The sequence below is a fragment of the Maritalea sp. S77 genome (genome assembly GCF_049801075.1).
Classification (GTDB): Bacteria; Pseudomonadota; Alphaproteobacteria; order Rhizobiales; family Devosiaceae; genus Maritalea.
The window spans coordinates 1,461,168-1,485,864 of the sequence record NZ_JBNAGG010000001.1; the positions used below are offsets into that span (position 1 = coordinate 1,461,168).

The 24,697-nt window shown below is 52.4% G+C and carries 22 protein-coding genes; 4 read left to right on the forward strand and 18 right to left on the reverse strand.

Going from position 1 to position 24,697, the window contains the following annotated elements; all coding sequences use genetic code 11:
• The 14 genes from deoA to ACP15Y_RS07145 form a co-directional block, all read right to left on the reverse strand.
• A complete protein-coding gene (gene deoA, locus ACP15Y_RS07080; RefSeq protein WP_424982297.1) occupies nucleotides 1–1,317 on the reverse strand; it encodes a thymidine phosphorylase in 1,317 nt (438 codons plus the stop codon).
• 22 nt (nucleotides 1,318–1,339) lie between these two features.
• Complete coding sequence (locus ACP15Y_RS07085; protein WP_424982298.1) at nucleotides 1,340–1,633, reverse strand: DUF6958 family protein; 294 nt, start codon at nucleotides 1,631–1,633, stop codon at nucleotides 1,340–1,342.
• An 11-nt stretch (nucleotides 1,634–1,644) separates the two neighbouring features.
• Complete coding sequence (locus ACP15Y_RS07090) at nucleotides 1,645–4,014, reverse strand: aldehyde dehydrogenase family protein (RefSeq protein WP_424982299.1); 2,370 nt, start codon at nucleotides 4,012–4,014, stop codon at nucleotides 1,645–1,647.
• A gap of 9 nt (nucleotides 4,015–4,023) precedes the next feature.
• Nucleotides 4,024–5,013 carry a deoxyribose-phosphate aldolase gene (gene deoC, locus ACP15Y_RS07095; protein WP_424982300.1) on the reverse strand — a complete coding sequence of 330 codons (990 nt, stop codon included), beginning with the start codon at nucleotides 5,011–5,013 and terminating at the stop codon, nucleotides 4,024–4,026.
• Nucleotides 5,010–5,810, reverse strand: a complete 801-nt coding sequence (locus tag ACP15Y_RS07100; RefSeq protein ID WP_424982301.1) for a purine-nucleoside phosphorylase — start codon at nucleotides 5,808–5,810, stop codon at nucleotides 5,010–5,012. Before ACP15Y_RS07100 ends, deoC begins: the two co-directional genes overlap by 4 nt.
• 6 nt (nucleotides 5,811–5,816) lie before the next feature.
• A complete protein-coding gene (locus ACP15Y_RS07105) occupies nucleotides 5,817–6,218 on the reverse strand; it encodes a cytidine deaminase (RefSeq protein ID WP_424982303.1) in 402 nt (133 codons plus the stop codon).
• A 1-nt stretch (nucleotide 6,219) separates the two neighbouring features.
• On the reverse strand, nucleotides 6,220–7,188 hold the full coding sequence (locus ACP15Y_RS07110; protein ID WP_424982304.1) for an ABC transporter permease: 969 nt from the start codon (nucleotides 7,186–7,188) through the stop codon (nucleotides 6,220–6,222).
• 3 nt (nucleotides 7,189–7,191) lie between these two features.
• Nucleotides 7,192–8,310, reverse strand: coding sequence for an ABC transporter permease (locus ACP15Y_RS07115; RefSeq protein WP_424982305.1), 1,119 nt, complete (start codon nucleotides 8,308–8,310; stop codon nucleotides 7,192–7,194).
• A gap of 23 nt (nucleotides 8,311–8,333) precedes the next feature.
• The gene (locus tag ACP15Y_RS07120; RefSeq protein WP_424982306.1) at nucleotides 8,334–9,911 is read right to left on the reverse strand and encodes an ABC transporter ATP-binding protein; all 1,578 of its coding nucleotides are present in this window, start codon (nucleotides 9,909–9,911) and stop codon (nucleotides 8,334–8,336) included.
• 32 nt (nucleotides 9,912–9,943) lie between these two features.
• Entirely contained in the window at nucleotides 9,944–10,960 is a 1,017-nt protein-coding gene (locus tag ACP15Y_RS07125; RefSeq protein WP_424982307.1) for a BMP family lipoprotein, read from the reverse strand.
• 209 nt (nucleotides 10,961–11,169) lie between these two features.
• Nucleotides 11,170–11,814: an ATP-binding cassette domain-containing protein gene (locus ACP15Y_RS07130; protein WP_424982308.1), complete on the reverse strand. Its 645-nt coding sequence runs from the start codon at nucleotides 11,812–11,814 to the stop codon at nucleotides 11,170–11,172.
• Nucleotides 11,815–13,533: an ABC transporter permease gene (locus ACP15Y_RS07135; RefSeq protein WP_424982309.1), complete on the reverse strand. Its 1,719-nt coding sequence runs from the start codon at nucleotides 13,531–13,533 to the stop codon at nucleotides 11,815–11,817.
• A complete protein-coding gene (locus ACP15Y_RS07140; protein ID WP_424982310.1) occupies nucleotides 13,533–14,786 on the reverse strand; it encodes an ABC transporter substrate-binding protein in 1,254 nt (417 codons plus the stop codon). The genes ACP15Y_RS07135 and ACP15Y_RS07140 overlap by 1 nt, the downstream gene beginning before the upstream one ends.
• Before the next feature lie 122 nt (nucleotides 14,787–14,908).
• Entirely contained in the window at nucleotides 14,909–15,406 is a 498-nt protein-coding gene (locus ACP15Y_RS07145; protein WP_424982311.1) for a CoxG family protein, read from the reverse strand.
• Nucleotides 15,407–15,538: 132 nt separating this feature from the next.
• On the opposite strand from ACP15Y_RS07145, the gene ACP15Y_RS07150 reads away from it, so the two are divergent.
• From ACP15Y_RS07150 to ACP15Y_RS07165, 4 genes are read left to right on the forward strand one after another with little or no spacing between them, the layout of a single operon-like run.
• Entirely contained in the window at nucleotides 15,539–16,726 is a 1,188-nt protein-coding gene (locus ACP15Y_RS07150; protein WP_424982313.1) for a cell surface protein, read from the forward strand.
• Between the two features lie 34 nt (nucleotides 16,727–16,760).
• Nucleotides 16,761–17,690, forward strand: a complete 930-nt coding sequence (locus ACP15Y_RS07155; RefSeq protein ID WP_424982314.1) for a DUF6384 family protein — start codon at nucleotides 16,761–16,763, stop codon at nucleotides 17,688–17,690.
• Nucleotides 17,691–17,700: 10 nt separating this feature from the next.
• A complete protein-coding gene (locus ACP15Y_RS07160) occupies nucleotides 17,701–19,176 on the forward strand; it encodes a hypothetical protein (RefSeq protein WP_424982315.1) in 1,476 nt (491 codons plus the stop codon).
• Between the two features lie 3 nt (nucleotides 19,177–19,179).
• Nucleotides 19,180–19,947 carry a class I SAM-dependent methyltransferase gene (locus tag ACP15Y_RS07165; protein ID WP_424982316.1) on the forward strand — a complete coding sequence of 256 codons (768 nt, stop codon included), beginning with the start codon at nucleotides 19,180–19,182 and terminating at the stop codon, nucleotides 19,945–19,947.
• Nucleotides 19,948–19,958: 11 nt separating this feature from the next.
• Here ACP15Y_RS07165 and ACP15Y_RS07170 read toward each other — a convergent pair whose 3' ends face one another.
• From ACP15Y_RS07170 to zwf, 4 genes are all read right to left on the reverse strand, one after another.
• Nucleotides 19,959–20,540 (reverse strand): hypothetical protein, encoded by a 582-nt coding sequence (locus tag ACP15Y_RS07170; protein WP_424982317.1) that lies wholly within the window; start codon nucleotides 20,538–20,540, stop codon nucleotides 19,959–19,961.
• Nucleotides 20,541–20,602: 62 nt separating this feature from the next.
• On the reverse strand, nucleotides 20,603–22,429 hold the full coding sequence (edd, locus tag ACP15Y_RS07175; RefSeq protein ID WP_424982318.1) for a phosphogluconate dehydratase: 1,827 nt from the start codon (nucleotides 22,427–22,429) through the stop codon (nucleotides 20,603–20,605).
• Between the two features lie 63 nt (nucleotides 22,430–22,492).
• A complete protein-coding gene (pgl, locus tag ACP15Y_RS07180; protein WP_424982319.1) occupies nucleotides 22,493–23,194 on the reverse strand; it encodes a 6-phosphogluconolactonase in 702 nt (233 codons plus the stop codon).
• A gap of 8 nt (nucleotides 23,195–23,202) precedes the next feature.
• Complete coding sequence (zwf, locus tag ACP15Y_RS07185) at nucleotides 23,203–24,696, reverse strand: glucose-6-phosphate dehydrogenase (RefSeq protein ID WP_424982320.1); 1,494 nt, start codon at nucleotides 24,694–24,696, stop codon at nucleotides 23,203–23,205.
• Between the last annotated feature and the right edge of the window lies 1 nt (nucleotide 24,697).

A 24,697-nucleotide genomic window follows, 5' to 3' on the forward strand; every position in this document is an offset into this window, starting at 1 on the left:
CTAATCTTGCTCAATCACGCCATAATACAATGGTGGGGTTTGCGGCGCATCGCCAAGGCTATACGCCGCTTTCAATCGCTCTTCCGCTTCATCGGCCAAGGCTTCATCATTGGCATGTAAACGCGCGATGGGTGTATCTTGTTCAATCTTTTGCCCAAGTGAAGCGAGCTGATCGAAGCCGACCGCATAATCCAGCGGATCACCCGGCGCTTTGCGACCGCCGCCTAAAATCACCACGCCCATGCCCACCTGCTTGGCGTTGATTTCGGTGACATAGCCAACCTGTCCGAGTGTCACGTCACGGATGATTTTAGCTTTGGGCAAATAATGTTCTGTCCGCGTCATAAAATCTGTTGGGCCGCCAAGGCCGCTGATCATTTTGCCAAACTGCTCTGCCGCCTTGCCATTATCCAGCACGTCTTGTGCCTTTTGCCGCGCTGCATCCAGATCGGCTGACAGGCCCCCATGCATCAAGCCATGGGCCGCCAGTTCCAAAACCACTTGCTCGAGATTAGCATCGCGGTGCTTGCCTGTGAGAAACTGCACCGCGTTCTGCACTTCAAGCGCATTGCCTGCCGCGCTGGCGAGCGGTTGGTTCATGTCGCTGATTAAGGCGCTGGTGCGCACGCCTGCGCCATTGGCGACTTGCACAAGGCTTTCGGCTAAGGTTTTTGCCTCGTCCGCTGACTTCATAAAGGCACCAGAGCCGACTTTCACATCAAGCACCAAAGCGTCCAATCCGGCGGCCAGTTTTTTGGACAGGATGGAGCCTGTGATCAGGGAAACATTATCCACCGTCGCAGTGACATCGCGGATGGCATAAAGGATTTTGTCTGCAGGCGCGAGATTGTTGGTTTGCCCTACAATGGCGCAGCCTGCTTCGGCAACGACCTTGCGGAATAAGGCATTGTCTACGCTGGTTTGATAGCCGGGGATGGCATCAAATTTATCAAGCGTACCGCCAGTATGGCCAAGACCACGACCCGAAATCATGGGCACATAGGCGCCACAAGCGGCCCAGATGGGGGCCAGCATCAAGGAAACATTGTCGCCCACGCCGCCGGTGGAATGTTTGTCGATGACGGGACCGTCCAACTCATCCCAATTGAGCACCTCACCACTATCGCGCATGGCCAAGGTGAGCGCTACGCGTTCGTCCATATCCATATTCTGGAAATAGACTGCCATGACAAAAGCAGCGGCCTGTTCCGGCTTTACCGCACCGCTGACCACGCCTTCGATAAAGGCGCTGATTTCAGCAGGGGTAAGGGTTTCACCATCGCGTTTTTTGGCGATGATTTCTGCCGGCAAGAACATGTTCGAATTTCCTCGATGGCTTTTAGTCTAGGCGATAAAGCCGCACAGGCGGTTTTTCCGCCCGTGCGATTTTCTTTTTCGCTTCAAGATCAAGTTGCACGCATTTCACCCACCAGCCTGCGGTGCTGCCCCCGGGGAACAGATCATCCGGCAGATGTTTTTTGGCTTCGGCAATCACATCTTTGACGACCATGCCCGGTGCTTCATGGGGCAAAACCTGCATCAACGCTTTGTACATGGCGTTATATTTCGCCGCGTCAACGCGGGTGATTTTGCCCGGTGTGTTTACGTTTTCAACTTCAACCTTGTCGCTCATGGGTCAGGCTCCTATGCGCCGTAGGGCACCCAAACATTTTTGACCTGAGTGCTCCGCTCCAAGAAATATTCGCCTTCGCAAATCTCGCGATCGGTCCAATCCATGGCTTTGCCTTTGTTGGTCCAAGTCTGTTTGAGATTGTGCACCGAATATTGCTCAACTTTTTTGCCACCCTCAGCATCGCCGCAATAGAACATGGCGTCAACGCCATCATGCTCGGCCAAGGTTTTGGTTAGCTCGTCTTTGGCCCCGGTGACGATGTTTACAACACCGCCGGGCACATCGCTTGTGTCCAAAATCTGATAGAAATCAGTCATGGCCAATGGTGCGGTTTCGGAAGGGATCAGCACGCTGGTGTTGCCCATGACCATAGACGGCGCGAGCAAAGAAATCGCACCGAGCAGCGGATTATCATTTGGCGCAGCGATGCCGATAACGCCGATAGGTTCTACCATGGCGACTGCCATTTGACGCACTGGCGGGTTGTGCACCGCCCCATCATATTTATCGGCCCATCCTGCAAAAGCGAATAAGCGCTCAATGGAAAGCTCAACTTCTTTCTTGGCGGCACCAGCAGATGCGCCAGTCATTTCGCGTAGTCGATCCGCAAATTCATTGCGGCGATAGTCGAGATTTTCGCCCATATAGTAGAGGATTTGCGCGCGCAGATGGGCCGTTTTGCTGCCCCATCCCAATGCGCCACGCGCAGCTTCCACCGCGTTGCGGATGTCTTTGCGATTGCCTTCGCCGACTTCGCCAACCAGTTTGCCATCAGCATTCACCACGGAACGGGCGTAGCCGCCATCTGGCCGGGCTTGCTTACCACCCACATAAAGTTTGGCGGTGCGGTCAATGCCGTCGGTTGCAAACAATTTTGGTTTTGCTTGCGCTGGGGCTTTACCCAAAGATTTCAGCTTAAGCTCCCATTCCGGACGCAGATAGGCACGCATACCTTCTTTGCCACCTTCACGACCAAAGCCGCTTTCTTTGTAGCCACCAAAGCCGACCGCCGCATCGAAATTGTTGGTGGAGTTGATCCACACAACACCGGCTTGCACCCGTGGTGCAATGTCCAAAGCGAGGTTGATGTTCTCGGTCCAGATGCTGGCGGACAATCCATATTTCGAATTGTTGGCCAAGGTCACAGCTTCGTCTGGCGTGCGGAAGCTCATGGCGACCAAAACGGGACCAAAGATTTCTTCTTCCGCAATGATGTTGGCGGGCTGTACATTGGTATAAAGCGTTGGCTTCACAAAGCAGCCATTGGAAGGGATTGTGCCATCCGGCTGATAACGAACAGCACCCTGCTCCTCGCCCTTTTTCATCAAATCCTGAACCCGTTCCACCTGTACTGGCGCCACCAAGGCACCGATATCAATGGCTTTGTCGAGCGGATCACCCACGCGCAATGTTGCCATGCGGGCTTTCAACTTTTTGATGAAGCGCTCTTCAACCGCTTCTTGCACCAATAGGCGCGATCCAGCACAGCACACTTGGCCCTGATTGAACCAAATCGCGTCCACAACGCCTTCAACAGCACTGTCCAAATCTGCATCTTCAAACACGATGAACGGTGACTTGCCGCCCAGTTCGAGCGAGAGGCCTTTGCCTGAGCCCGCCGTGGCCTTGCGGATGGCTTTGCCCACACCTGTGGAGCCCGTGAAGGCGATTTTATCAATACCCGCGTGGTTGACGATGGCTTCGCCTGCGTCGCCGTCACCCGTCACAATGTTCACCACGCCTTTCGGCAAGCCGATTTCTTGACAGATTTCTGCGAACAGAAGCGCGGTCAGCGACGTGAATTCAGCTGGTTTCAGCACAACAGTGTTGCCCGCTGCTAGGGCTGGCGCGATTTTCCACGACAACATCAAAAGTGGGAAGTTCCATGGGATGATTTGCCCGCAAACGCCATAAGCAGACTGGTTGGGGAGCAAGCGATCGCGCTGCTGCGCCCATCCGGCATGGTGATAGAAATGACGCGAGACCAATGGGATATCCAAATCACGGCTTTCGCGAATTGGTTTGCCATTGTCTAGGGTTTCGAGCACCGCAAACAAGCGCGAATGCTTTTGCACTTGTCGGGCGATGGCATAAAGATATTTCGCCCGCTCATAGCCAGACAAGGATTCCCAATCTGATTGGGCTTTGCGTGCGGCAGAAACGGCTAAATCAATGTCACCCTTTTTGGCTTGGCTGATTTGCGCCAATTCCTCGCCGTTAGCAGGGTTGGTGGAGGCAAAAGTTTTGCCCGGTTTGGTGAACTCGCCATTGATGAAATGACCAAATTTGCGGCCATAGCCATCAAGCCATTCATGTGCTTCGGCGCTGCCTTCCGGCGCAGGACCATATTCCATGGTTTCAAAAATCTCTTTAACGTTCATGTTGCCCACCTAAACCAGAGGCTGACGATAATCGGCCGCATAGCGCCCGGTGACATTATGCTCGAGCTGCCGCTCAATGTCGTTCAAAAGGCTGGATGCGCCGAAGCGGAAAAGATGTGGAGAGAGCCATTTATTGCCCAGCTCATCCTTCATCATCGCAAGATATGTGATTGCATCTTTGGCTTTGGAAATGCCGCCCGCAGGCTTGTAGCCAATCTCAATGCCCGTTTCCTCATGGAACCAACGGATCATGCGGATCATGGATAGCGAGGTCACCAGATCTGCGTTGACCTTTTCTTTGCCAGTTGAGGTTTTGATGAAATCAGCCCCGGCCATCATGCACACCAACGAGGCTTTGGCGACATTGGTTTGGGTGGCCAATTCGCCTGTGCCCAAAATGGTTTTCAAATGTGCTTCACCACATGCCGCGCGGAAGGCTTTGACCTGATCATAAAGGCCCTGCCAATCTTGCGTGAGCACTTGATGTCGTTCGATCACGATATCAATTTCTTTGGCGCCAGCTTTCACTGAAGCTTCAATTTCAGCGATGCGGGTTTCCAAAGGCGTTAGGCCCGCAGGGAACCCGGTTGAAACGGCAGCAACTGGAATGTCGGTGCCCTCGAGTGCAGCCACCGCATCGGCGACAAAGTTGTGATAAACACACACAGCGCCTGGGGTGATGCCCAAATCTTCAACGCCCAGCGCCTTCAAAATATCGGTGCGCACAGGCTGACGCGCTTTGGCGCACAGGCGTTCGACGCGGCCCTTGCTGTCGTCACCATTCAAAGTGGTCAAATCGATATTGGTGATGGCGTGAAGCAGCCAAGCGGCCTGCCATTGCTTTTTCACTGAGCGGCGGGTGCCGATGGTGGCGGCCCGACGTTCCAATGCTGAGCGATTCATCCGCACATGACGCAACCAGCCCAAATCCAAATCGAAACCGGGATTGCGTTTATGCTCTTCTGCCGCGTGCGGCATTTCAACTGCTTTTAAACTCATAGTTCTGCAATCATTTTTGTCAGCAAACTTTGCATGCGCTCTCCGCCAGATGCGACCATGGTTTGCGTATGGTCGTGAGAGAGATGTTCATCCGACATGCCCGCTCCCATATTGGTGATGAATGAACATCCCCAAACGCGCATATCGTAATATCGGCCCAAAATACATTCTGGCACGGTGGACATACCCACCGCTTGAGCCCCAAAGCCTTGGATCATTTTGATCTCAGCGGGCGTTTCAAATGAGGGACCAGAATACCATGTATAAACGCCTTGTTTAAGGTCCAAAAAATCGCGCTCGGCGATATCAAGGGCCTTTTGGCGCAGGGCCGGATCGTAAGCGTCCACCATATTGACGAAGCGCTTATCGCCCGCCAACCCAATCAATGGGTTGAGGCCGGAGAAATTGATGTGATCATTGATCAGCATCAGATCACCGGGACGAATATCATTGACAATGGACCCGGCGGCGTTGGTGAGCATCAATGTGTCGATGCCCAAGCCTGCCAACGTCTGGATTGCCATTTTCATGGCGGCTGCATTGCCATGTTCATAATAATGCGCGCGACCTGTGAGCAGCGCCACGCGCTTGCCTTCCAACTCGCCAACCAGCAAATTTTTGCCATGGCCCGTTACGCCACCGCCGGGAAAGCCCTGCAGCTCATCATAATTGATGATCACAGGATCTTTCAGCATTTCGCCAAGCGCGGCGAAGCCTGATCCAAGAACAAGCGCAGCAGCAATAGGTTCATCGCCCGCGCGTTCTTGAATCAAACGCATGTTAAATTTTGCGGTCATTGGTCCCTACTCCAGAAATTCCGGGCCAAAGGAATCCGGCAAAATCTCATCCATGGTGTAGCTTTTGGCGTCACCATCTTCACCTGTGCATGTGATCTGCGTATCAGGTGTCGCGAATTCGCGAATGCGTTGGCGACAGCCACCACATGGGGTGACTGGATCAACGCCTTTGCCGATGACAAAAATGCGGTGGATTTTCTTCGCGCCGGCGCCAATCATTGCCGAAATAGCTGCGGTTTCAGCGCAATTGCCTTGCGGGTAAGCCGCATTTTCAATGTTGCAGCCCGCATAGATTTGCCCATCATCCGCCAAAATGGCGGCGCCGACTGGAAAGTCGGAATAAGGCACGTGCGCATGTTTGCGCACGGCTTGAGCAGCATCATAAAGGGCTTGGGTAACCGCATCCATCTTAGCGCTCCTTTACATAAGGTTGGCCAATGGCTTTTGGCGGGTTGGCCCGGCCGATAAAGCCAGCGAGCAGCACCACGGTAAGGATGTAAGGCAGTGCCTGAATGGCTTGCACTGGAACTTCGCCAATCAATGGGAACTCTACGCCCTGCAAACGAATTTGCGCTGCACTGAGCACACCAAACAACAAGCATGTCCACATGGCTTGCCACGGGCGCCACTTGGCAAAAATCAATGCCGCAAGCGCGATAAAGCCACGACCCGAAGTCATGTTCTCAGAAAAGTTTGCGCCCTGAGCAGTAGATAGGAACGCACCTGCAACACCGCAAAGCAAACCTGTGACAATCAATGCCTGATACCGCAGCAACGCAACGGAGATACCCGCCGTGTCGAGTGCTTTGGGGTTTTCACCCACAGCGCGCAAGCGCAAACCGAAGCGTGTGCGGAACAGCACGAATGCTGTTACGGGCACGGCGAGGAAGGCAAAATAAACAATGATCGAGTGACCGGAGAGCAATTGCTCATAGATTTCACCAATGATCGGCACTTGGCCAAATTCGCTGGCGAAGGGCAGCTCAATATTGGAGAAACGTTCGTCAGGGCGCAAGTTTGGTGTGGTGCCGCCACGGCGGAACCATGCATGCCCCAGAAACACAGTGAAGCCTGCGGCCAAGAAGTTAAGCGCCACACCGGAAATGATCTGGTTGCCTCGGAAGTTGATCGATGCCATCGCATGGATCATGGACATGAAGACTGAGACGCCCATTGCCGCAGCCAAGCCGAGCCAGACTGAACCAGTGACGGCTGCTGTAGCAGCGGCAGCAAACGCCCCACCCAACATTTTGCCTTCAAGGCCGATATCAACGATACCGGATCGCTCGGAATAAAGCCCCGCTAGCGCGGCCAACATCAACGGCACGGCAAAGCGAACACTGGAATCGAGCAAGAGAATAATATCTGTTGCACCCATGATCTATGCCTCCGAATCTGCAGTTGTTGGCGCTTCGGGCGACGGCTTTACCCTTCGGGCAAATATGCGTTCCAAAAGCGGACGGAACATATCGCCCATGGCGCCTGTGAATAGGATCACCAAGGCTTGGATCACCACCACAAGATCAGACGGCACGGCTGGCAATTCAAACGCCAGTTCCTGACCGCCTTGATAAAGCGCGCCGAACAGGAGTGCGGCCAAGGCGATGCCAACGGGATGCGAACGCCCCATAAAGGCCACGGCGATGCCGACAAAGCCAAAGCCCTGTACATAGCCAACCACCAAGCGCTTTTGCACACCCACAGCTTCGTTCACCGCCATCAAGCCTGCCAAAGCGCCCGAGATGGCCATGGCAATAATGATGATGGAAACCGCTGAAATACCGGCATAACGGGCAGCTTCAGGATTAGCGCCGAGGGTACGGATTTTGTAGCCCAGTTTGGTGCGCCAGATCAGCACATAGGTGAAGATTAATGCCGCAATACCGAAGAAAAAGGTGATGTTGAGTGGCGAATATTGGAAAGTGTCAAACCAATCAGACATCAATGGCAACCGGCCCGGCTCTGCAATGGTGCGGGTTTCCGCATTTGCACCGGGTGCGGTGATCACCTGGGCCAACATATAGCTCATGAAGGCAGAAGCGATAAAGTTGAACATGATGGTTGTGATCACGATGTGGCTGCCGCGTTTAGCCTGCAACCACGCTGGTACCATGGCCCAAAGCGCACCCATGGCCATAGCCGCCAGGGTTGAGCCGAGCAGCACCAATGTCCAATGGCTTTGGTCGAGCCAGAGCGCCACCATGATGGCACCTAGGCCAGCCACATAGGCTTGCCCTTCCCCACCAATATTGAACATGCCTGCCTTAAAAGCGATCGCCACGGCGAGGCCTGTGAAGATGAAGTTGGTGGCGTAGTGAAGCGTAAAGCCCCACCCCATGCCAGTGCCAAAGGCCCCGTAAAACAAGGCCCACATAGCATCAAGCGGATTTTCACCGATGATGGCCACGGCCAGACCGCCGATCACAAATGCCAGCAGCACGTTGAGCACTGGCATCAAAACAATTGTTACCCAATTGGGCAAAGGCTGGCGCGCACTCATAGTTTGATTACTCCAGACATTTGCTAAGCCCCCTCTTTGGGATCAACCCCGGCCATGGACAGGCCAAAATCACGTTCGCTGGCATCCGGTGCCAATTCGGTGACGACTTCCCCGTCAAACATCACCAAGACCCGGTCGGAAAGTGCGCGGATTTCGTCCAGCTCCACTGAGACCAGCAAAACAGCAATGCCTTTATCCCTTAATTCAATAATATGCTTGTGAATGAACTCGATCGCACCGATATCTACGCCGCGTGTGGGTTGCCCCACGATAAGCACATCCAGATCCCGATCCATTTCTCGCGCCAACACAACTTTTTGCTGGTTGCCGCCAGAGAAGTTTGCGGTTTTCAAACGTGGATTGCGCGGGCGAATATCGAACATTTCGATCCGCCGCTCCGCTTCAGCAATAGATTGCTTGGGCGAAAGAAACGGCCCAGAGCCATAATTTTCAGAATCGTGATAGCCGAGAATGGAGTTTTCCCATTCTTCAAAGTTCGTGACCAGGCCCATTTTGAGCCGATCTTCCGGCACATGGGCCAAGCCCATTTTCCGCACTTTGGCAGCGCTATCATCACCATCAAATCGCACCAGTTCGCCGTTGATGCGAATTTGGCCGAGCAACGGCGCTTCCATGCCTGAGATGGCGCGCAACAGTTCTGACTGGCCATTACCAGCAACCCCTGCAATACCGACAATCTCACCAGCGCGCACGTCGAAGCTCACGTCCTTGACCCGTGGCACACCAATATCATCGGTTACCGACAAGCCTTTGACTTCCAAAACCTTGTCTTTGGGTACAGCGGGCGTTTTGTCGACGCGCAACAGCACGCGACGCCCGACCATCATCTCGGCCAATTGCTCGGGTGACGTGTCCTTTGTAGCGACAGTGCCGACCATTTCGCCTTGCCGCATCACCGAAACAGTGTCGGTGACGGCCATAATCTCACGCAATTTATGCGTGATCAAAATGATGGTTTTACCTTCATCGCGCAATTGCTCGAGAATACGGAACAGCTGGTCGGCCTCCGTCGGCGTCAACACGCCTGTCGGTTCGTCCAAAATCAGCACATCCGCGCCGCGATAAAGCGCTTTCAAGATCTCAACGCGTTGCTCCTGACCCACAGAGAGGTCTTCGATCAACGCATCCGGGTTAACATCCAACCCATAATCTTTGGCCAGTCGCTCCAATTCCTCGCGCGCCTTTGCCATGCTGGATGCAAGCAAATATTCGCCTTCTGCACCCAGAATAATGTTTTCCAAAACGGTGAAATTTTCAACCAGCATGAAGTGCTGGTGCACCATGCCGATGCCCAACTCCAGCGCGTGACTGGAGTCCTTGATGTTCACCAATTGCCCATTGACCCAGATCTGCCCGCTATCGGCAGTGTAAAAGCCATAAAGAATTGACATCAGGGTAGATTTACCCGCGCCATTTTCACCCACAATACCATGGATGGAATTGCGCTTTACAGCGAGGTCAATGTCCTTATTGGCTTGAACTGGTCCAAACGCTTTGGACACTTTTTTCAAGTCAATGGCATATTCAGACCCAGCAGCCTTTGAAGGCTGCTGGGCAGTTGTTGTCTGGTGCTCAACCATGTCGAGTAACCATTCCTGTCTTTATTTTCGACTTATGAAACAGGGCAGGAATTGTCTGACCGGTAATCATGGACTTCAATCTCGCCAGAATTGATTTTTGCAGTCAATTCGTCGAGTTTCGCCATCATTTCGTCGGTCACCAAATCTGCGTTGTATTCGTCCATAGCTGCACCAACACCACCTTCTGCAAGGCCAAGTGTTTGTACACCAGAAGTCCATTCGCCATTGGCTTCGTCGTTGAATGCATCTTGCACTGCAACGTCAACACGCTTCACCATTGAGCTGAGCATGTTGCCTGGGAACAAATAGTTCTGGTTGCTATCAACGCCAACGCCGAATTTGCCAGCGTCTGCGGCAGCTTGCAACGCACCTTCGCCAGCAGCACCTGCTGCGGCGTAAATTACGTCTGCACCACGCTCAAGCTGTGAGCGGCCAACTTCGCCTGCAGTGTTGATGTCGTTAAACGCACCAAAGTCAGTACCAATGAAGTTTTGAAGCACTTCAATGTCAGGATTTACAGCTTTTGCACCTTGCACATAGCCGCAACCAAACGCTTGCAACAATGGGAAGTCAAACGCTGTTACATAGCCGATTGTGCCTGAGTCAGACTTCATGGCCGCCAAAGCGCCAACAAGGTATGAACCTTCTTGCTCTTTAAACAACACAGAACGCACGTTTGGCAGATCAACTACAGAGTCGATAATGGCAAAGTGTGTGTCTGGGAATTCTTGAGCAACAACGTTGAGTGGCTCTGCCCATGTGAAGCCTGGCACAACGATTGGGCTTGAGCCCTGCTGTGCGAAACGGCGCAAGGCTTGCTCGCGCTGCGCATCAGTTTGAATTTCAAAGTCACGGTATGAATTACCGGTTTCTTCTTTGAATGCTTCGGCACCATTGTAAGCCATTTCGTTGAACGACTTATCGTTTTTGCCGGCAGCATCATAAATCAATGCAGGTTCTGCCAATGCGGTGCCTGTCATCAATGCAGCAAAAACGGCTGTACCGAGAACGGCTTTCGCGCCGGTGAACTTTTTATTCTGGACTGACATGAATATCTCCCTTGTCAACTTATCCACACGTACAGGACCTAGAATAAGGTCCGAATGTGGTGTTTTTAATTCAAGCGCTTTCTTGGTCCCTCCGCAAGTAAAAACGCCTAAATCCCCACGCAATCGTTACCTATCCCCTACAAAAAGTTCAAGATTTTTTTAACCAGTTGGTAAAAATAATTGCATTTTTGACCAGAAGGACGAAATTTTTATTTGTGATTCAACAGGTTAATAATCGGGCCTGCAGCGGCCTCTGCGTCAGCTTTGTCGTGGGTCACCATCAAAACAGGCAATCGATTCTGCTTTGCTTGTGTAAAAACAAACTCGCGAACCCGCTCACGCAGGTCGACGTCAAGCGAAGAAAATGGCTCATCCAGCAAAAGTGCGCGTGGTTGTGACAGCAGCACACGCATCAATGCAATGCGCGATTGTTGCCCGCCAGAAAGGGTAAGCGGATCGCGTGCGCCCAGCTCTTCCAGATTCACGGCACGCAGCTTTTCACGCACTTTTTCACACCGCTCATGCTTAGAGCCACCGCGAGGCAACGCAAACAACATATTGTCTTCCACACTCATGTGCGGAAACAAAAGGGGTTCTTGAAACATCAACCCGACTTTGCGGGCGCTTGGGTCTTTGTGGGTAATGTCTTCCCCATCCAAAATAATCCGCCCTTCGCATGTGAAGCGGGGCGATAAGAAGCCTGAAATAGCATTTAGGAGTGTGGATTTACCCGAACCGGACGGTCCCATCACAGTCAACACTTCGCCCGCCCCGATTTCTGCATTGAGGTGAAACAGAACTTCATCTCCCAGCAAAATACGCAAATCCTTGAGAACCAAACTGTGATCGGGCAATTACGCCTCCCGCTGTTTCGTGAAATAGATTTTGTTGGGATAAATCAATTTAGGCAAGGCCAATGCCAGCGCGAAACCAATTGCGGGCAGCAATGTTTGCACCAGTGCATAAATGCCAATCAAACGACGATCGCCACCAGACGCCAGCGCCACCGCTTCAGTTGTGATTGTGGGCACCCGCCCTGCACCAACCAACAACGTTGGCAGATATTGCGCCACTGAGATGGCAAACCCCAGCGCAAGCGCGGTGAGGATTGGTTTAAGCAGCATCGGCAATTTGATCTGGAAGAAAATTCGGTTTTGCGATTTGCCCAACGCTGTGGCCGTTTGCATGTAGCGCGGGTCCAAATTGTGGAAGCTCGCTTCCAGCGCCAAATACATATAGGGGAATACAAACACCATATGCATGATGGTGACGGGCCAGAAACTGCCATCGATGCCGAACCGCAGCAGCAAAATTGAAATGCCGAAAATGAACGCGATTTGCGGCACGATCAGTGGCAGATAGATCAGGCGCAAGGCATTTTGCGTTAGGCGAATATTGTGCCGCGTTTCATTCTCAAGACAAATCAAAGTCTGCATGAGCGAAATCAGTGCTGCGGCGAGACCAATCTTAATCGCGTTGAACACCGGCCCCCAAAGATTTGACGCATTATCGACCCAGCGCATCAAATCCATTGTGCGCGGCAAAGCCTCAGGGAAACGCCAATAGCCAGCGATGGACCAGATACCTAAAATCACCAAACTAGCGGCAGAAATGGTGACCATGCCGAGCATGGCGACATTAAAGAACACACGCACAAACTGATCATTTTGATAGCGCGCGCCTTTGATCTGCATTTGCGCCATCACATAGCGGCAGACCCATTCCAGCAGCCACCAAATAAGCAGTGCAAATAGGGTGGCGCCAAGCTGAAAAATGGCACCCGCCGCCGCCACAAAGCGCATACCAAAATCTGGGTCGTTCATCCACCGCAATATCTGAACGGGTAGGCTTGGTGGCAAATTGGGGCCAAGGATCAGGGCGACATCGACGACTGAGCTGGAAAAGGCAATGACCGCGAATATCGGCAAACGGATTTGGCGATATAAAGCGGGCATCACGACGATCATCCATGCCCAAACACGGCCATAGCCCATGGATCGCGCAAGTTTAAGGCGTTGATCTACATTGACTTGCGATGCAGCACTTAAGCTCATCAAAAACAGGAAAGGCACTTCCTTCAACACCAAGCCTGCCAAAAGCGCATAGCCCATAGGATCGTTGATGATCAACCAATCTGGTGGGCGATCAAACCCTGTCGCCCAAGGCGACAACAGGCGGACCAGCCAACCGGAAGGGGCAAACAGAAACGCAAAACCGAAGGCCGCTGCCGCATGGGGCACCGCCATTAGTGGCGAAACAAAGCGGGAGATTTTTGCAAAAAATGGGGCATCCCAAAATGCGGCGAAGAAGCCGATAACGATCACGAATGAAATGATTGTGGTGGACAGGCCAATCCAAATGGACAAATGCACTGAATGCCAAAACCCAGGCACATGCATCGCCTTATGCAGATGCTCCAACGTTAAATCGACCCCGCCCAATGTGGGGAAATAGCCCAATGCCGGCGCCGCTACGCCAATCAGGCCCGCCAGCAGCGGGCCTGTAAGCAACAGAATCACCAGGGCGGGCGCCACCCAAAAAAGTGCATTTAGCGCCCGGTTAGTCATGGTCATTAATTATCGCGCATGAAGCGTTTGGACCATTCTTCCTCAAGCATAGTGGCCCAGCTTGCATGTGGCTCCAGCAAGGTTTGGCCAAACTCTTCACCCTGCAATGTGGCCGCACCCAATTCGAGCGCATCGAAATAGGCTTTTTGCTCGTCTGGCAAATCATTGATGGCCAGCACAGAAGGGTCGCCCCAAACATTCTCATCTGCTTTGCGTGCTTGTGCTTCAGCAGATAGGAGGAAATTGGCAACCACCATTGCACCTGCCTTGGCCTTGGCATTGTAAGGAATTGTCACAAAGTGCGAATTGCCCATGGAGCCATAATCCATCACAAATGACCGCACGCTTGGCGGCAGCTCGCTGGCATTGATGGCAGATGACGCTTCACCGGGATTAAAGGTCATGGCAATGTCGATTTCGCCGTCAGCAAGCAGGTTCTTCAATTGTGTTGTGTCCGTTGCGTAGATCACGCCATCTCGCCAAAGATTTGGCTTGAGCTCTTCCAAATAGGCCCAAAGTGGCGCTGTGGCTTCTTCGAAAACCTTTTTGGTTGCGGGCTCTCGCAAGATAGATGGGTCATCCACCACACCGTAAAGCACCTGTTTCAAGAAAGTGGTGCCAATAAAGTTTGGTGGTGCAGCATAGGTAAAGCGACCGGGGTTTGCCTCTGCCCAAGTGGCAAGCTCTTCCAACGTGGTTGGCGGTTCCGCCAAAATTTCACTGTCATAGTAAAAGGTCAATTGCGCCATGCCCCACGGGCTTTCCTGCCCTTCGACTGGCACGGTAAAATCATAAGTTAGGGTCGGCTTGCCCTCAATATCGGCAAATTGATAGTTGGGCAGTTTTTCGGCCCAATTGCTATCGATCAGGAGGCCCTGTTCTTTCATGGCGGCGAAGTTCTCACCATTGATCCAGATGAGATCGACAGAACCATCTGTATTGCGACCCGCTGCTTTTTCCATAATTACGCGCCCAACGGCGGTGGCAGTATCTTCCAGCTTCACATGCTCAATGGTCACGCCATATTCGGCTTTGACCTGCTCGCCCGCCCAAGCAATGTAATTATTGATATTTGGTGCACCGCCCCATGCGTTGAAATATACGGTTTGACCCTTTGCCTGCTCCAACACATTTTGCCAATCGGCAGGATCTGGCGCGCTGTCTTGCGCCAAAGTGGGCGTACCCGCGCTTAGGGCCAGTATCGACGCCAAAGCGAGTTGTTTTGCAGATAATGGTCGGAAAAACCGGCTTTTACGCATAAAATATCCTTCGCACCTGCGGTGCTTAATGATTGAACATTAAGGACATTTGTTACGCTATTGCTGGCAGAAGTACAGCCCCTTAAGGCTACAACTTTTACTCACATAAGTGTGAAATGCATTTAGTTTTGCTGGGCATCTGCCGCGTCTTCCGTTTCGACGGGAATGGCCTCTGCGTCAATTTGCGCGGCAAAGCGGCTAAAGAACCGATCAATGACGCCTTGAGCGCTTTTGCCGACAATTTTTGAACCCAGCTTTTCAATAGAGCCGGAGACCTCACCATGGGCCTCAAACTTCAAAATGCAGGCTTCATTGGCCAAGCCCCAATCTTGCAATTCAATATCTGCTGACCCGCGCGCCAATCCCAGCAGACCACCGCGACCGCCGCCCGAAAGGGTGTAAGCCCGCGCAGGTTCAACATTGGATAGCGTTAAATCACCCGAAAAAGTTGGCTTCATTATGCCAAGATTGACGGTGATGGATGCTTCAAGGTTTTCGCTATCCACCCACTCAATTCGGTCGCATCCAGGGATACAAGCCTTCAAAACTTCGGTGTCGTTTAACGCCTCCCAAACCGACAATCGCGGTGCAGTAATGCGGTAATGTCCAACAAATTTCATAAAAGGCCTTTACCTCAAGCGAAACAATTCCAATATCAACAACACATGGTAACATGCTTGCACTGTGTCAATTGATGACGATAAAAGAAATATCTAACACTTTTGGTTCCAAGGCTGAACGGGGAAAAGATTATGGCAAATGAGATTGCTGAAAAACCATTGCAATATTTGGACAAGGCAGTGGGCGCGATCCGCGAAATGGGCCTCTGGCCGACAACAGTTGAAGAAGCCCCGATCACCGGGCTTTTGCAAGAAATTACCGAATTGGATGAAACCCGCATCATTTTGATCGGGCGGACATTGAACCAAGCCAGCGTGTTCAATGAAGTTGTGCGCGAGCAAATCGCAGCCATGAACATTGGTGAACGCTACGAAGACATCACCAACGGTTTTGACAGCATCCGCGACGATGCCAAGGGCATGGTTGATCAGCTTGAAGATGGCAAGCTGGATATGCTGGAGCGCGCTTCTAACGTTTGGATGAAGGTCACACGCGGCGATATTCCGACCCGTTTTGAAAAAATCCGCACCACCTATCTTGAAGTCACCAAAGACACCAAAGATCAGGTTGACCGCGAACATACAATTTTGGAAGCCTATCGCGATTTCCGCGGTGCCCTGAAGCAATCAGAAGTGATGGCTTTGGAAGTACTTGATAAAGCTGAGGCAAAGCTGAATGAGCGCAAAGAGCATTTGAGCAACGCCACGAAAGAGCTTGAGAATTTTGCAGATGGCACACCAGCCGATCGGGCGCGTTTGGAAATGGCACGCGATGAGCGCTTGCGCGAAATGCAGCAGGAAGAGCGTCGCTATCAGATTGCGAAAGATCTTTCCGACAATTTGACCATTTCATACAACACGTCTGAAGTGATCATGGCGCGCTTGATGCAAACCACCAACGCCAAAGAGCGGGTTTATCAGCAATCCATCTCCTTCTTCTCCACAAACGAAACCGTGTTGACCGCCCTGAGCGCGTCCTTCACCGGCCTGTTTGGTTTGCATGAGAGCACCGAAACGCTGAATGCGATGAAAGAAGGCATGTCTAAAAGCCTTGAGACATTGGCTGAAATTGGCGACACCGTGCAGGAAGAAGCGCTTAAAGCTGGCTACGGCCCAACCATTCGCGCCGATGCGGTGAAGAAGCTTGTTGATAGCGTTGTCAACTTCCAAGAGAAGTCGCGCTCAATCATCAATGATATGCGCGAACAAAGCACAAAGAACTCTGCTGAAATTCGCGATGCCGTTGAAGATGGCAAGCAACGTTTGGCCAAATTGGCAGCCGAAGGCAACACCATTTTGGTTGAAGAGAAACAAAGCTAAGCAAACGGCATAGAGACGAAACGGGATAAGCGTTTTGAGCAAAGACAAGTCTTTACCGCTTGACGATGTGATGATGGCGATGGACGTGGTGGATACACTGCGCCATCGCAATGATCTGGTGGCGCGGGAACTGAATGAAGAGAACCGTGCCTCCACGCTGGTGGATCGCCTGCGTGAAATCTATCACCAGCAGGGCATTGATGTGCCTGATCACATTTTGCAAGAAGGTGTGAGTGCGCTTAAAGAATCTCGTTTCACTTATAATCCGCCCACTGGCGGGTTCGGCTATATGCTGGCGCGCGCCTATGTGTCGCGCGGCAGTTGGGGCAAATGGGCGCTGGGTATTGGCCTAGCGCTTGGCATCGGCCTTTCAGGCTATTTTTTGGTTTACCAGCCCATGCAGGCCGGCCAAGTGGCGGCAACGCAGGCCTATCTCAATCAGGAATTGCCAAGCCAATTTGATCAGCTGGTTATGCAAATTGAGGCCACGTCAAAAGTGGATGCAGCCAATGTGCAAGCGGCAGAAATTGCTGACCGCGGCAAACTTGCCGCCAGCGCGGGTGATCAGGTCGCAGCTGAGAAGTTTTTGGACGATCTCAACGGGCTTTTGACAACGCTACAAAGCGAATATCGCGTTGAAATTGTCAATCGCGAAGGTGCGGATACTGGCGTTTGGGTTTATCCCGAGGTCAATCAAGATGCCCGCAATTATTATGTGATTGTTGAGGCCATTGGGCCGGACGGCAACATATTGCCGCAAACCATCACCAATGAAGAATCCGGCGTGGCCGAATTGGTGGAACAATGGGGCGTGCGCGTTAGCGAAGTTCAATTTGAAGCCGTGCGCGACGACAAGCTGGATGATGGCATCATTCAAAACAACATTATGGGCTTGAAACAATTTGGCTACTTGAACGTGGATTACACGCAGCCAGTTTTGGGCGGCGCGATAACAAAGTGGTAGGGCAGCAATAATGGTATCAGGTCCAGAAGCACTGCGGCGCTTAGATCGCTCCATGCGCGACATTCGCGATGAAGAACGCGCGCTCAACCGCTCGTCGGCGGATGCGTCATCAAAAATTGCGCGGCTACGCGAAGTGGAAAGCGAGCAGTTTTTGGCCCTGGCCAAAGTGCGCCTTGACCCGCAAAAGCGCCAGGAAGTTACCGAATATATTTCCCGCGCGGAAAAAGAAGCCAACCTGATTTTATCGCGTCAGGCGGGCAAGCTGGACGAGATTTCGGGCCTCTTAGCGGAAGTGGATAAGGATATTGAATCCACGCGCGACAAGCGCGACACGGCCATGGCGGAATTTGAAGCTGCGCAGAAAAAACTGGATCAGCTAAGCACTGAAGTTTTTGACAGTCTCGATAAAGACCCGAAATATCAGGCGCAAAAGCAAGCCGTAGACGATGCCATCGCCACCTTTGACCATGCCAATGAAAAGGCCGAAGTGGCGGAGCAGGATCGTGAGGAAAAAGGCGCGCCTTACCGCAACGATCCATTGTTTATGTATTTGTTCGAACGCGGCTACAACACCAATGCCTACAAGGCCAGCAACATTACACGTATGTTAGATGGCTGGGTGGCGCGGATGGTGCGCTATCATGATGCGAAGCCGAATTTCGTTATTTTGAATGAAATTCCGATGCGCTTGCGCGAACATGCAGACCAGCTGCAAGAGGATATCGACGCTGAGCGGCAAAAGCTAAGCGTGCTTGAAGATGCGGCATTTGATGCGCATGGCGGCAAGGAAGCGCGAGAGACAGCAGATCGCTCCGAAGAGATTATGTCGGCAATTGATGCTCGCTTGATCGAACTCGAGGATAAGCGTGACGAGCTTGTGCATCGCCAACGCAAATTTTCGCAAGGCCAAAACCCGGCCTATCGCGAAGCGGTAGACTTGCTGGCCTCTGGATTGCAACGTGAAGGCTTGGAAGATCTTTATGCTGCGGCACGCCAAACGGCGACGCGTGAAGACGACCAAATTGTACGCAAGATTGATGCGGTACGCTCAGAAATCGTCTCGCTGGAAACCGAGTTACACGCCAGTAAAGACCGTTTGAAAATGCTGGCGGCGCGTCGGCGCGAATTGGAAGATATTGAATGGGAGTTCAAGCAAAAACGCTATGATCGCCCTTCATTTGATTTTGACGATGATCTTGTTGAGGATCTTTTGGGTGAATTTCTGAAAGGTGCCATCACCGCTTCCAGCTATTGGGGCAAATGGCAAGATGCACAGAAATATCGTGGCCCGAAGCGCAGTCGATCAAAAAACAAATATAGCAACCCCTGGGGAAGCAAGTCCTATAGCTCGAAAAAACGCCGTAAATCGAAAGATTATGGCACTTTCGGGTCCAGCTCTTCAGAGTTTTCCCGCCCGCGCAGCACGCCACGTGGTTCTAAAGGTAAGCGCGATCATGGCGGCTTTAAAACAGGCGGCAAGTTCTAGTTTATGACCGACATCCACCAAAGCGCCCGCACCGGCTATCAAAAGAATGCCGATAAATATCAATCTGGGCGTCCAGATTATGCGGCGGCGAGCTTGGATTGGATGCGGGACGCGTTGGCAATTGGCCAAAGCAGCAAAGTGGTGGATTTGGGCGCAGGTACAGGCAAGTTCACCAAGCGCATTTGTGAACTGTCCGATCATGTGATCGCCGTGGAACCAGTCGCAGCCATGCGCAAAACATTGCACGCCAATTTGCCACAAGTCGAAACACTAGAGGGCAATGCGTTGGCCATTCCCTTACCAGATCAGAGTGTCGACGCGCTGATTTGCGCACAATCCTTTCACTGGTTCGCCAGCGACATGGCGGTGAATGAGATGGCCCGCGTGCTTCGCCCCGGCGGCAAGTTGGGTCTGATCTGGAATGTGCGCGATGAAACTGTGGACTGGGTGGCAGCGATCACCAAACTGATCACGCCGTTTGAGGGTGATGCACCGCGCTATTACAAAGGCGATTGGAAAAAGCCTTTGCCCTCAGCGCATTTTTCTCCCTTAAAAAAGCAAAGCTTTGCGCAAAGCCATGATGGGACTGCCGAAGACGTGATCGTCAACCGCTTCCTGTCGGTCAGCTTTATCGCCGCGCAGGACGAACAGGTGCAAGCGGATATTGCAGAAAAATTGCGCGATTTGGCGGCAAATCATCCTGCGATCAAAGGGAAAGAGCATGTCTCTTTCCCCTATGTCACCGAAGCCTATAGCGCAACGCGGCTTTAGTGCTTTTCCCGTTAGGGGCAAGGCGCCAAAAAGTTTGGGCCACTCTTTGCCTCTAGTTCTTTCACTTTCATATCTGCCAATAGCGGCATCAAATTTTCTGTTTGGGTGCGCGCCACATAGATACTGAATGTTGAGTTGGGCGCAATTTGTGGCGTGGTTCTGCAAAATTCCGGCTCGACGCCAATCGACAGGCTGCCCTTCACCTTTTCTGATTTAAATCTGCGAATTTCTGCTTGGATGGCGCGCAGCTTTGGTTTTTCCGCTTCGGGAAATACAAAAACGTGCAAGTTTTGTCCGGCCGGAACGCTTCTATTGGCGCCTGGAATTTCGCCCGCGCTTGCTTTGCGCAATCCTACATATGTTTTTTGCGTTTTGCCGCCTTCTGGCGTCAGTGCAAAGACGAAAAATGTCTTTTCAGTCACGGGCTTGAGGCTGCGTTCTGCTTCCACCGCAAACACCATTTCTTCAATCGGATCATTGACCACATCCAGTTTCGACATGGTTTGGATGGTGCCAATTGTGCTGAGCGAAACACAGGCGCTCAAAGTGAATGGCACAGCCAAAAGCATTGCCATTCGGGCAAACTTAAACATGAAAATACCCTCTCATCTTTCAATGAGAGAGTATTTAGTTTTTATTTTAAAAAATTCAAGTCTTATTTGATTAATTCACCGAGAGCGCTTGCACCTTGATCGGCGGCACCGACCAATTGACGCATGCCTGTGAACAGTTCACGGCCCAAGCCATGATGCGACGCGCTCAAGTCCTGCGTGGCCACCGGACGGGCATCAAATTCAGCTTGATCCACCAGCACTTCCAGTACGCCAGCTTCAGCATCAAGGCGGATGATGTCGCCATCTTTGATCTTGGCGATGGGGCCACCATCGACAGCCTCCGGCGTCATATGGATGGCGGCAGGCACCTTGCCTGATGCACCAGACATCCGGCCATCGGTGATCAAAGCCACTTTGATGCCGCGATTTTGCAGCACGGATAATGGTGGTGTCAGCTTATGTAGCTCTGGCATCCCGATGGCTTTTGGCCCAGAGAACCGCACCACAGCAACCACATCTTCGTTCAGTTCACCTGCTTTAAAGGCGTCATTCAGCTCATCTTGCGAATGGAACACTTTGGCTGGCGCTTCCACAACACGATGTTCTGGCTTCACCGCCGAAATTTTGATGACGGACTGACCCAAATTGCCTTTAAGCAGTTTCAAACCGCCATTTTTCGCGAAGGGCTTGTTGCACGGCGTGAGCACATTTTCATTGCCGGATTCTTTGGCCGCAGGTTCCATTTGAATGCGATCATCAATCAGCTTTGGTTCTTGCGCGTAAACATGCAAGCCGGAACCCCAAATGGTCTTCACATCGTCATGGGCCAGGCCTGCATTGAGCAATTGATCAATCAAAAAGCCCATGCCGCCTGCTGCATGGAAATGGTTCACATCGGCCATGCCGTTTGGATAGACACGGGTCAGCAATGGCGCCACGTCTGACAGGTCAGACATGTCTTGCCAGTTGATTTGAATGCCTGCGGCGGCAGCCATGGCGATCAAATGGATGGTGTGGTTGGTGGAGCCGCCAGTGGCGTGCAGCCCGATCATGCCATTCACAATCGCTTTTTCATCCACCACGCGGCTGGCTGGCGTAAACTCATTGCCCAAAGCCGTGATCGCCAAAGCGCGGCGTGTTGCCTCTTTGGTGAGAGCATCGCGCATTGGGGTGCCTGGATTGACAAAGCTTGAGCCCGGCAATTGCAGGCCCATAATTTCCATCAACATCTGGTTGGTGTTGGCGGTGCCATAAAAGGTGCAGGTGCCGGCAGAGTGATAGCTTTCGCTTTCGGCTTTCAATAACTCATCGCGACCCACTTTGCCTTCGGCATAAAGTTGGCGAATGCGGGCTTTCTCGTCGTTTGGCAGGCCGGAAGGCATGGGACCAGCAGGTACAAACACCGCTGGAATGTGACCAAAACTAAGCGCGGCGATTACCAAACCGGGGACAATTTTGTCGCAAATGCCCAAGAACATAGCTGCATCAAACATATTGTGGCTGAGGCCAACGCCTGCGGCCAATGCGATCACATCGCGCGAAAAAAGCGACAAATCCATGCCGGGTTGGCCTTGGGTAACGCCATCGCACATGGCCGGCACGCCGCTGGCGACCTGCGCCACAGCCCCTGCCGCTTCAGCAGCGGCTTTGATTTGGTCTGGATAATCCTTATAGGGCGCGTGGGCAGAGAGCATATCGTTATAAGCTGTGATGATGCCGATGTTGGGCGTGATCTCGTCACTCAACTTGGCTTTATCACCAGCGCCGCAAGCCGCGAAACCGTGGGCCAAATTGCCACAAGACAATGCCGTACGATGCACGCCCTGTTTGGCTGCAGCATCCATACGGTCCAGATAAATCCGCCGGGTTTTCTCACTGCGTTTGGTGATGCGGTCTGTCACATCACGGATCGTTTGATGAACGCTCATTGGGTTCTCCTTTGGATTTATCAGTGCGACCTTACTGGGAACAAAGGATGTTGGGATAATACCCTAGGGGCACCAGAAGATATTGAGTTCTTTAATGGTTTGACGCAGCACCGCGCGAATGGGCATCTCTGCCACTTCACCCTCACCAAGTGCCGTTTTCAAAACGCTCTGCTTTTCATCGCCTTCAATGTGCAACGCCAAGAAGCTGGATTGCAGCAATTGCGGCAGTGTGAATGTGATCCGCGGCTCACCCGCGCCTGGCGCTTCAATCGCCGTGAATGTGCTTTGATTTTTCAAGTCAATTGCTTCCGCCAATTGATCGCCGCCGGGGAAGAAAGAGGCCGTATGGCCATCTGTGCCCATGCCCAAGATCACCACAGTGAAGGGCTTGTGCACGCCTTCAAACTGTTCGCCAAGCGCCGCTGCACCTTCTTGTGCTGAAACACCATCAATATAAAGCGGCATAAAGGCAGCGCCATTGGCTTTATTTTGCAATAGATGCTCACCGACCAGCTTTGCGTTCGACCGATCTGAACTTGGCGGCACCCAGCGTTCATCTACAAGTGAGATGGTCACGCGGGTCCAATCCAGTTCCTCTTCACTCAACGCCGCAAAGAACGCTTTGGGCGTGGAACCGCCGGACACCAACATGCTGGCTTTGCCGCTGGCTTCAATATCGCGTTTTAGCTCTGTGGCCACGCGAAACGCCAGTGAGCGTGCCAGTTTATCTTTGCTGTCGAAATTATGGTCGATTAGATCTGCCATTTGTTCACCTATATTGCTTTGGGATCGTCCAGCTCTTCATGCCAAGTGCGGCCATCGCGCTCGATCAGCGCAACTGAGCTGGTGGGGCCCCATGTGCCTGAGGTGTAGCCATGCAAAGGTGTTGCGTCATTGTCCCACGCTTCGCGGATCGGATCAATCCATGCCCACGCCGCTTCCAATTCGTCACGACGCATAAACAGGGTTTGGTTGCCGCGCACCACATCCATGAGCAAACGCTCATAGGCTTCCGGGGTCCGCTGGGTAAACGTATCAGCAAAGCTAAGGTTCAATGGCACTTGGCGCAAGCGCATGCCGCCTGGGCCAGGATCTTTAATCATTAAGAACAGCTTCACCCCTTCATCCGGCTGCAAGCGGATCACCAAGCGGTTTGGTGTCGGCACGCCTTCCGAACGGGAAAAGATTGAATGTGGAATTTCGCGGAATTGAATGACAATTTCGGACGCGCGACGCGCCATGCGCTTGCCCGTGCGCATATAGAACGGCACCCCGTTCCAACGCCAATTTTCCACCTCAGCTTTGATCGCGACAAATGTTTCGGTGTTGGAAGTGGCGCCCTCGCCCAATTCCTCAACATAGCTCGGCACCTTGGTGTCTTCGGCGCTCACGCCGCGATATTGGCCGCGCACGGTTTGCTTATGCACCGCTTCGCCATTAATGGGCTTCAACGCACGCAACACTTTCAATTTCTCATCGCGCAGGGCGTTGGCTTCGTCTGATGCGGGTGGCTCCATTGCCACCAAGCACAAAAGCTGCAGCAAATGGTTTTGCACCATGTCGCGCAAGGCACCTGATTTTTCGTAATAGGAACGCCCGCCCGCCCCAACAGATTCTGCGGCGGTGATTTGAATATGATCAATATGGGCAGAGTTCCAAATCGGTTCAAACAAGGCATTCGCAAAGCGCAAAGCCAAGAGGTTTTGAACCGTCTCTTTGCCCAAATAATGGTCGATCCGATAGACCTGATCTTCGCGGAAAACTTCGGCCACTGTATCGTTGATTTCAACAGACGATTGCAGATCGTGCCCCAGTGGCTTTTCCAGCACCACCCGCGCATCGGGTGTCCAATAATTTTGGCTGGAGAGGTAGTCGCAAATAGGGGCGAATAGGAATGGTGCGACCGCCAGATAGAAGGCGCGCACGACATTTGGATCATCACGCAATGAAGCGCTGAGTTCTGACCAACCTTCGCGATCTGTCACATCATTGGCGATATAGGAAAAACAGCCGATAAAATCATCGAGCATTTGAGGCTCAATGTGATCAGCATCAACAAATTCATTCACCGCATCGCGGGCGAACTTTTGAAATTCTTCATCGCTCATTTCAGAGCGAGACACGCCAATAATGCGCGAATTGGTGTCGAACTGCCCGTCATAAAAGCGGTAATAAAGCGCAGGGATCAATTTGCGCTGCGATAGATCGCCTGTGGCGCCAAACACCACATAATCAAAAGGATCGACCGGAATAATACGGGCGGACATA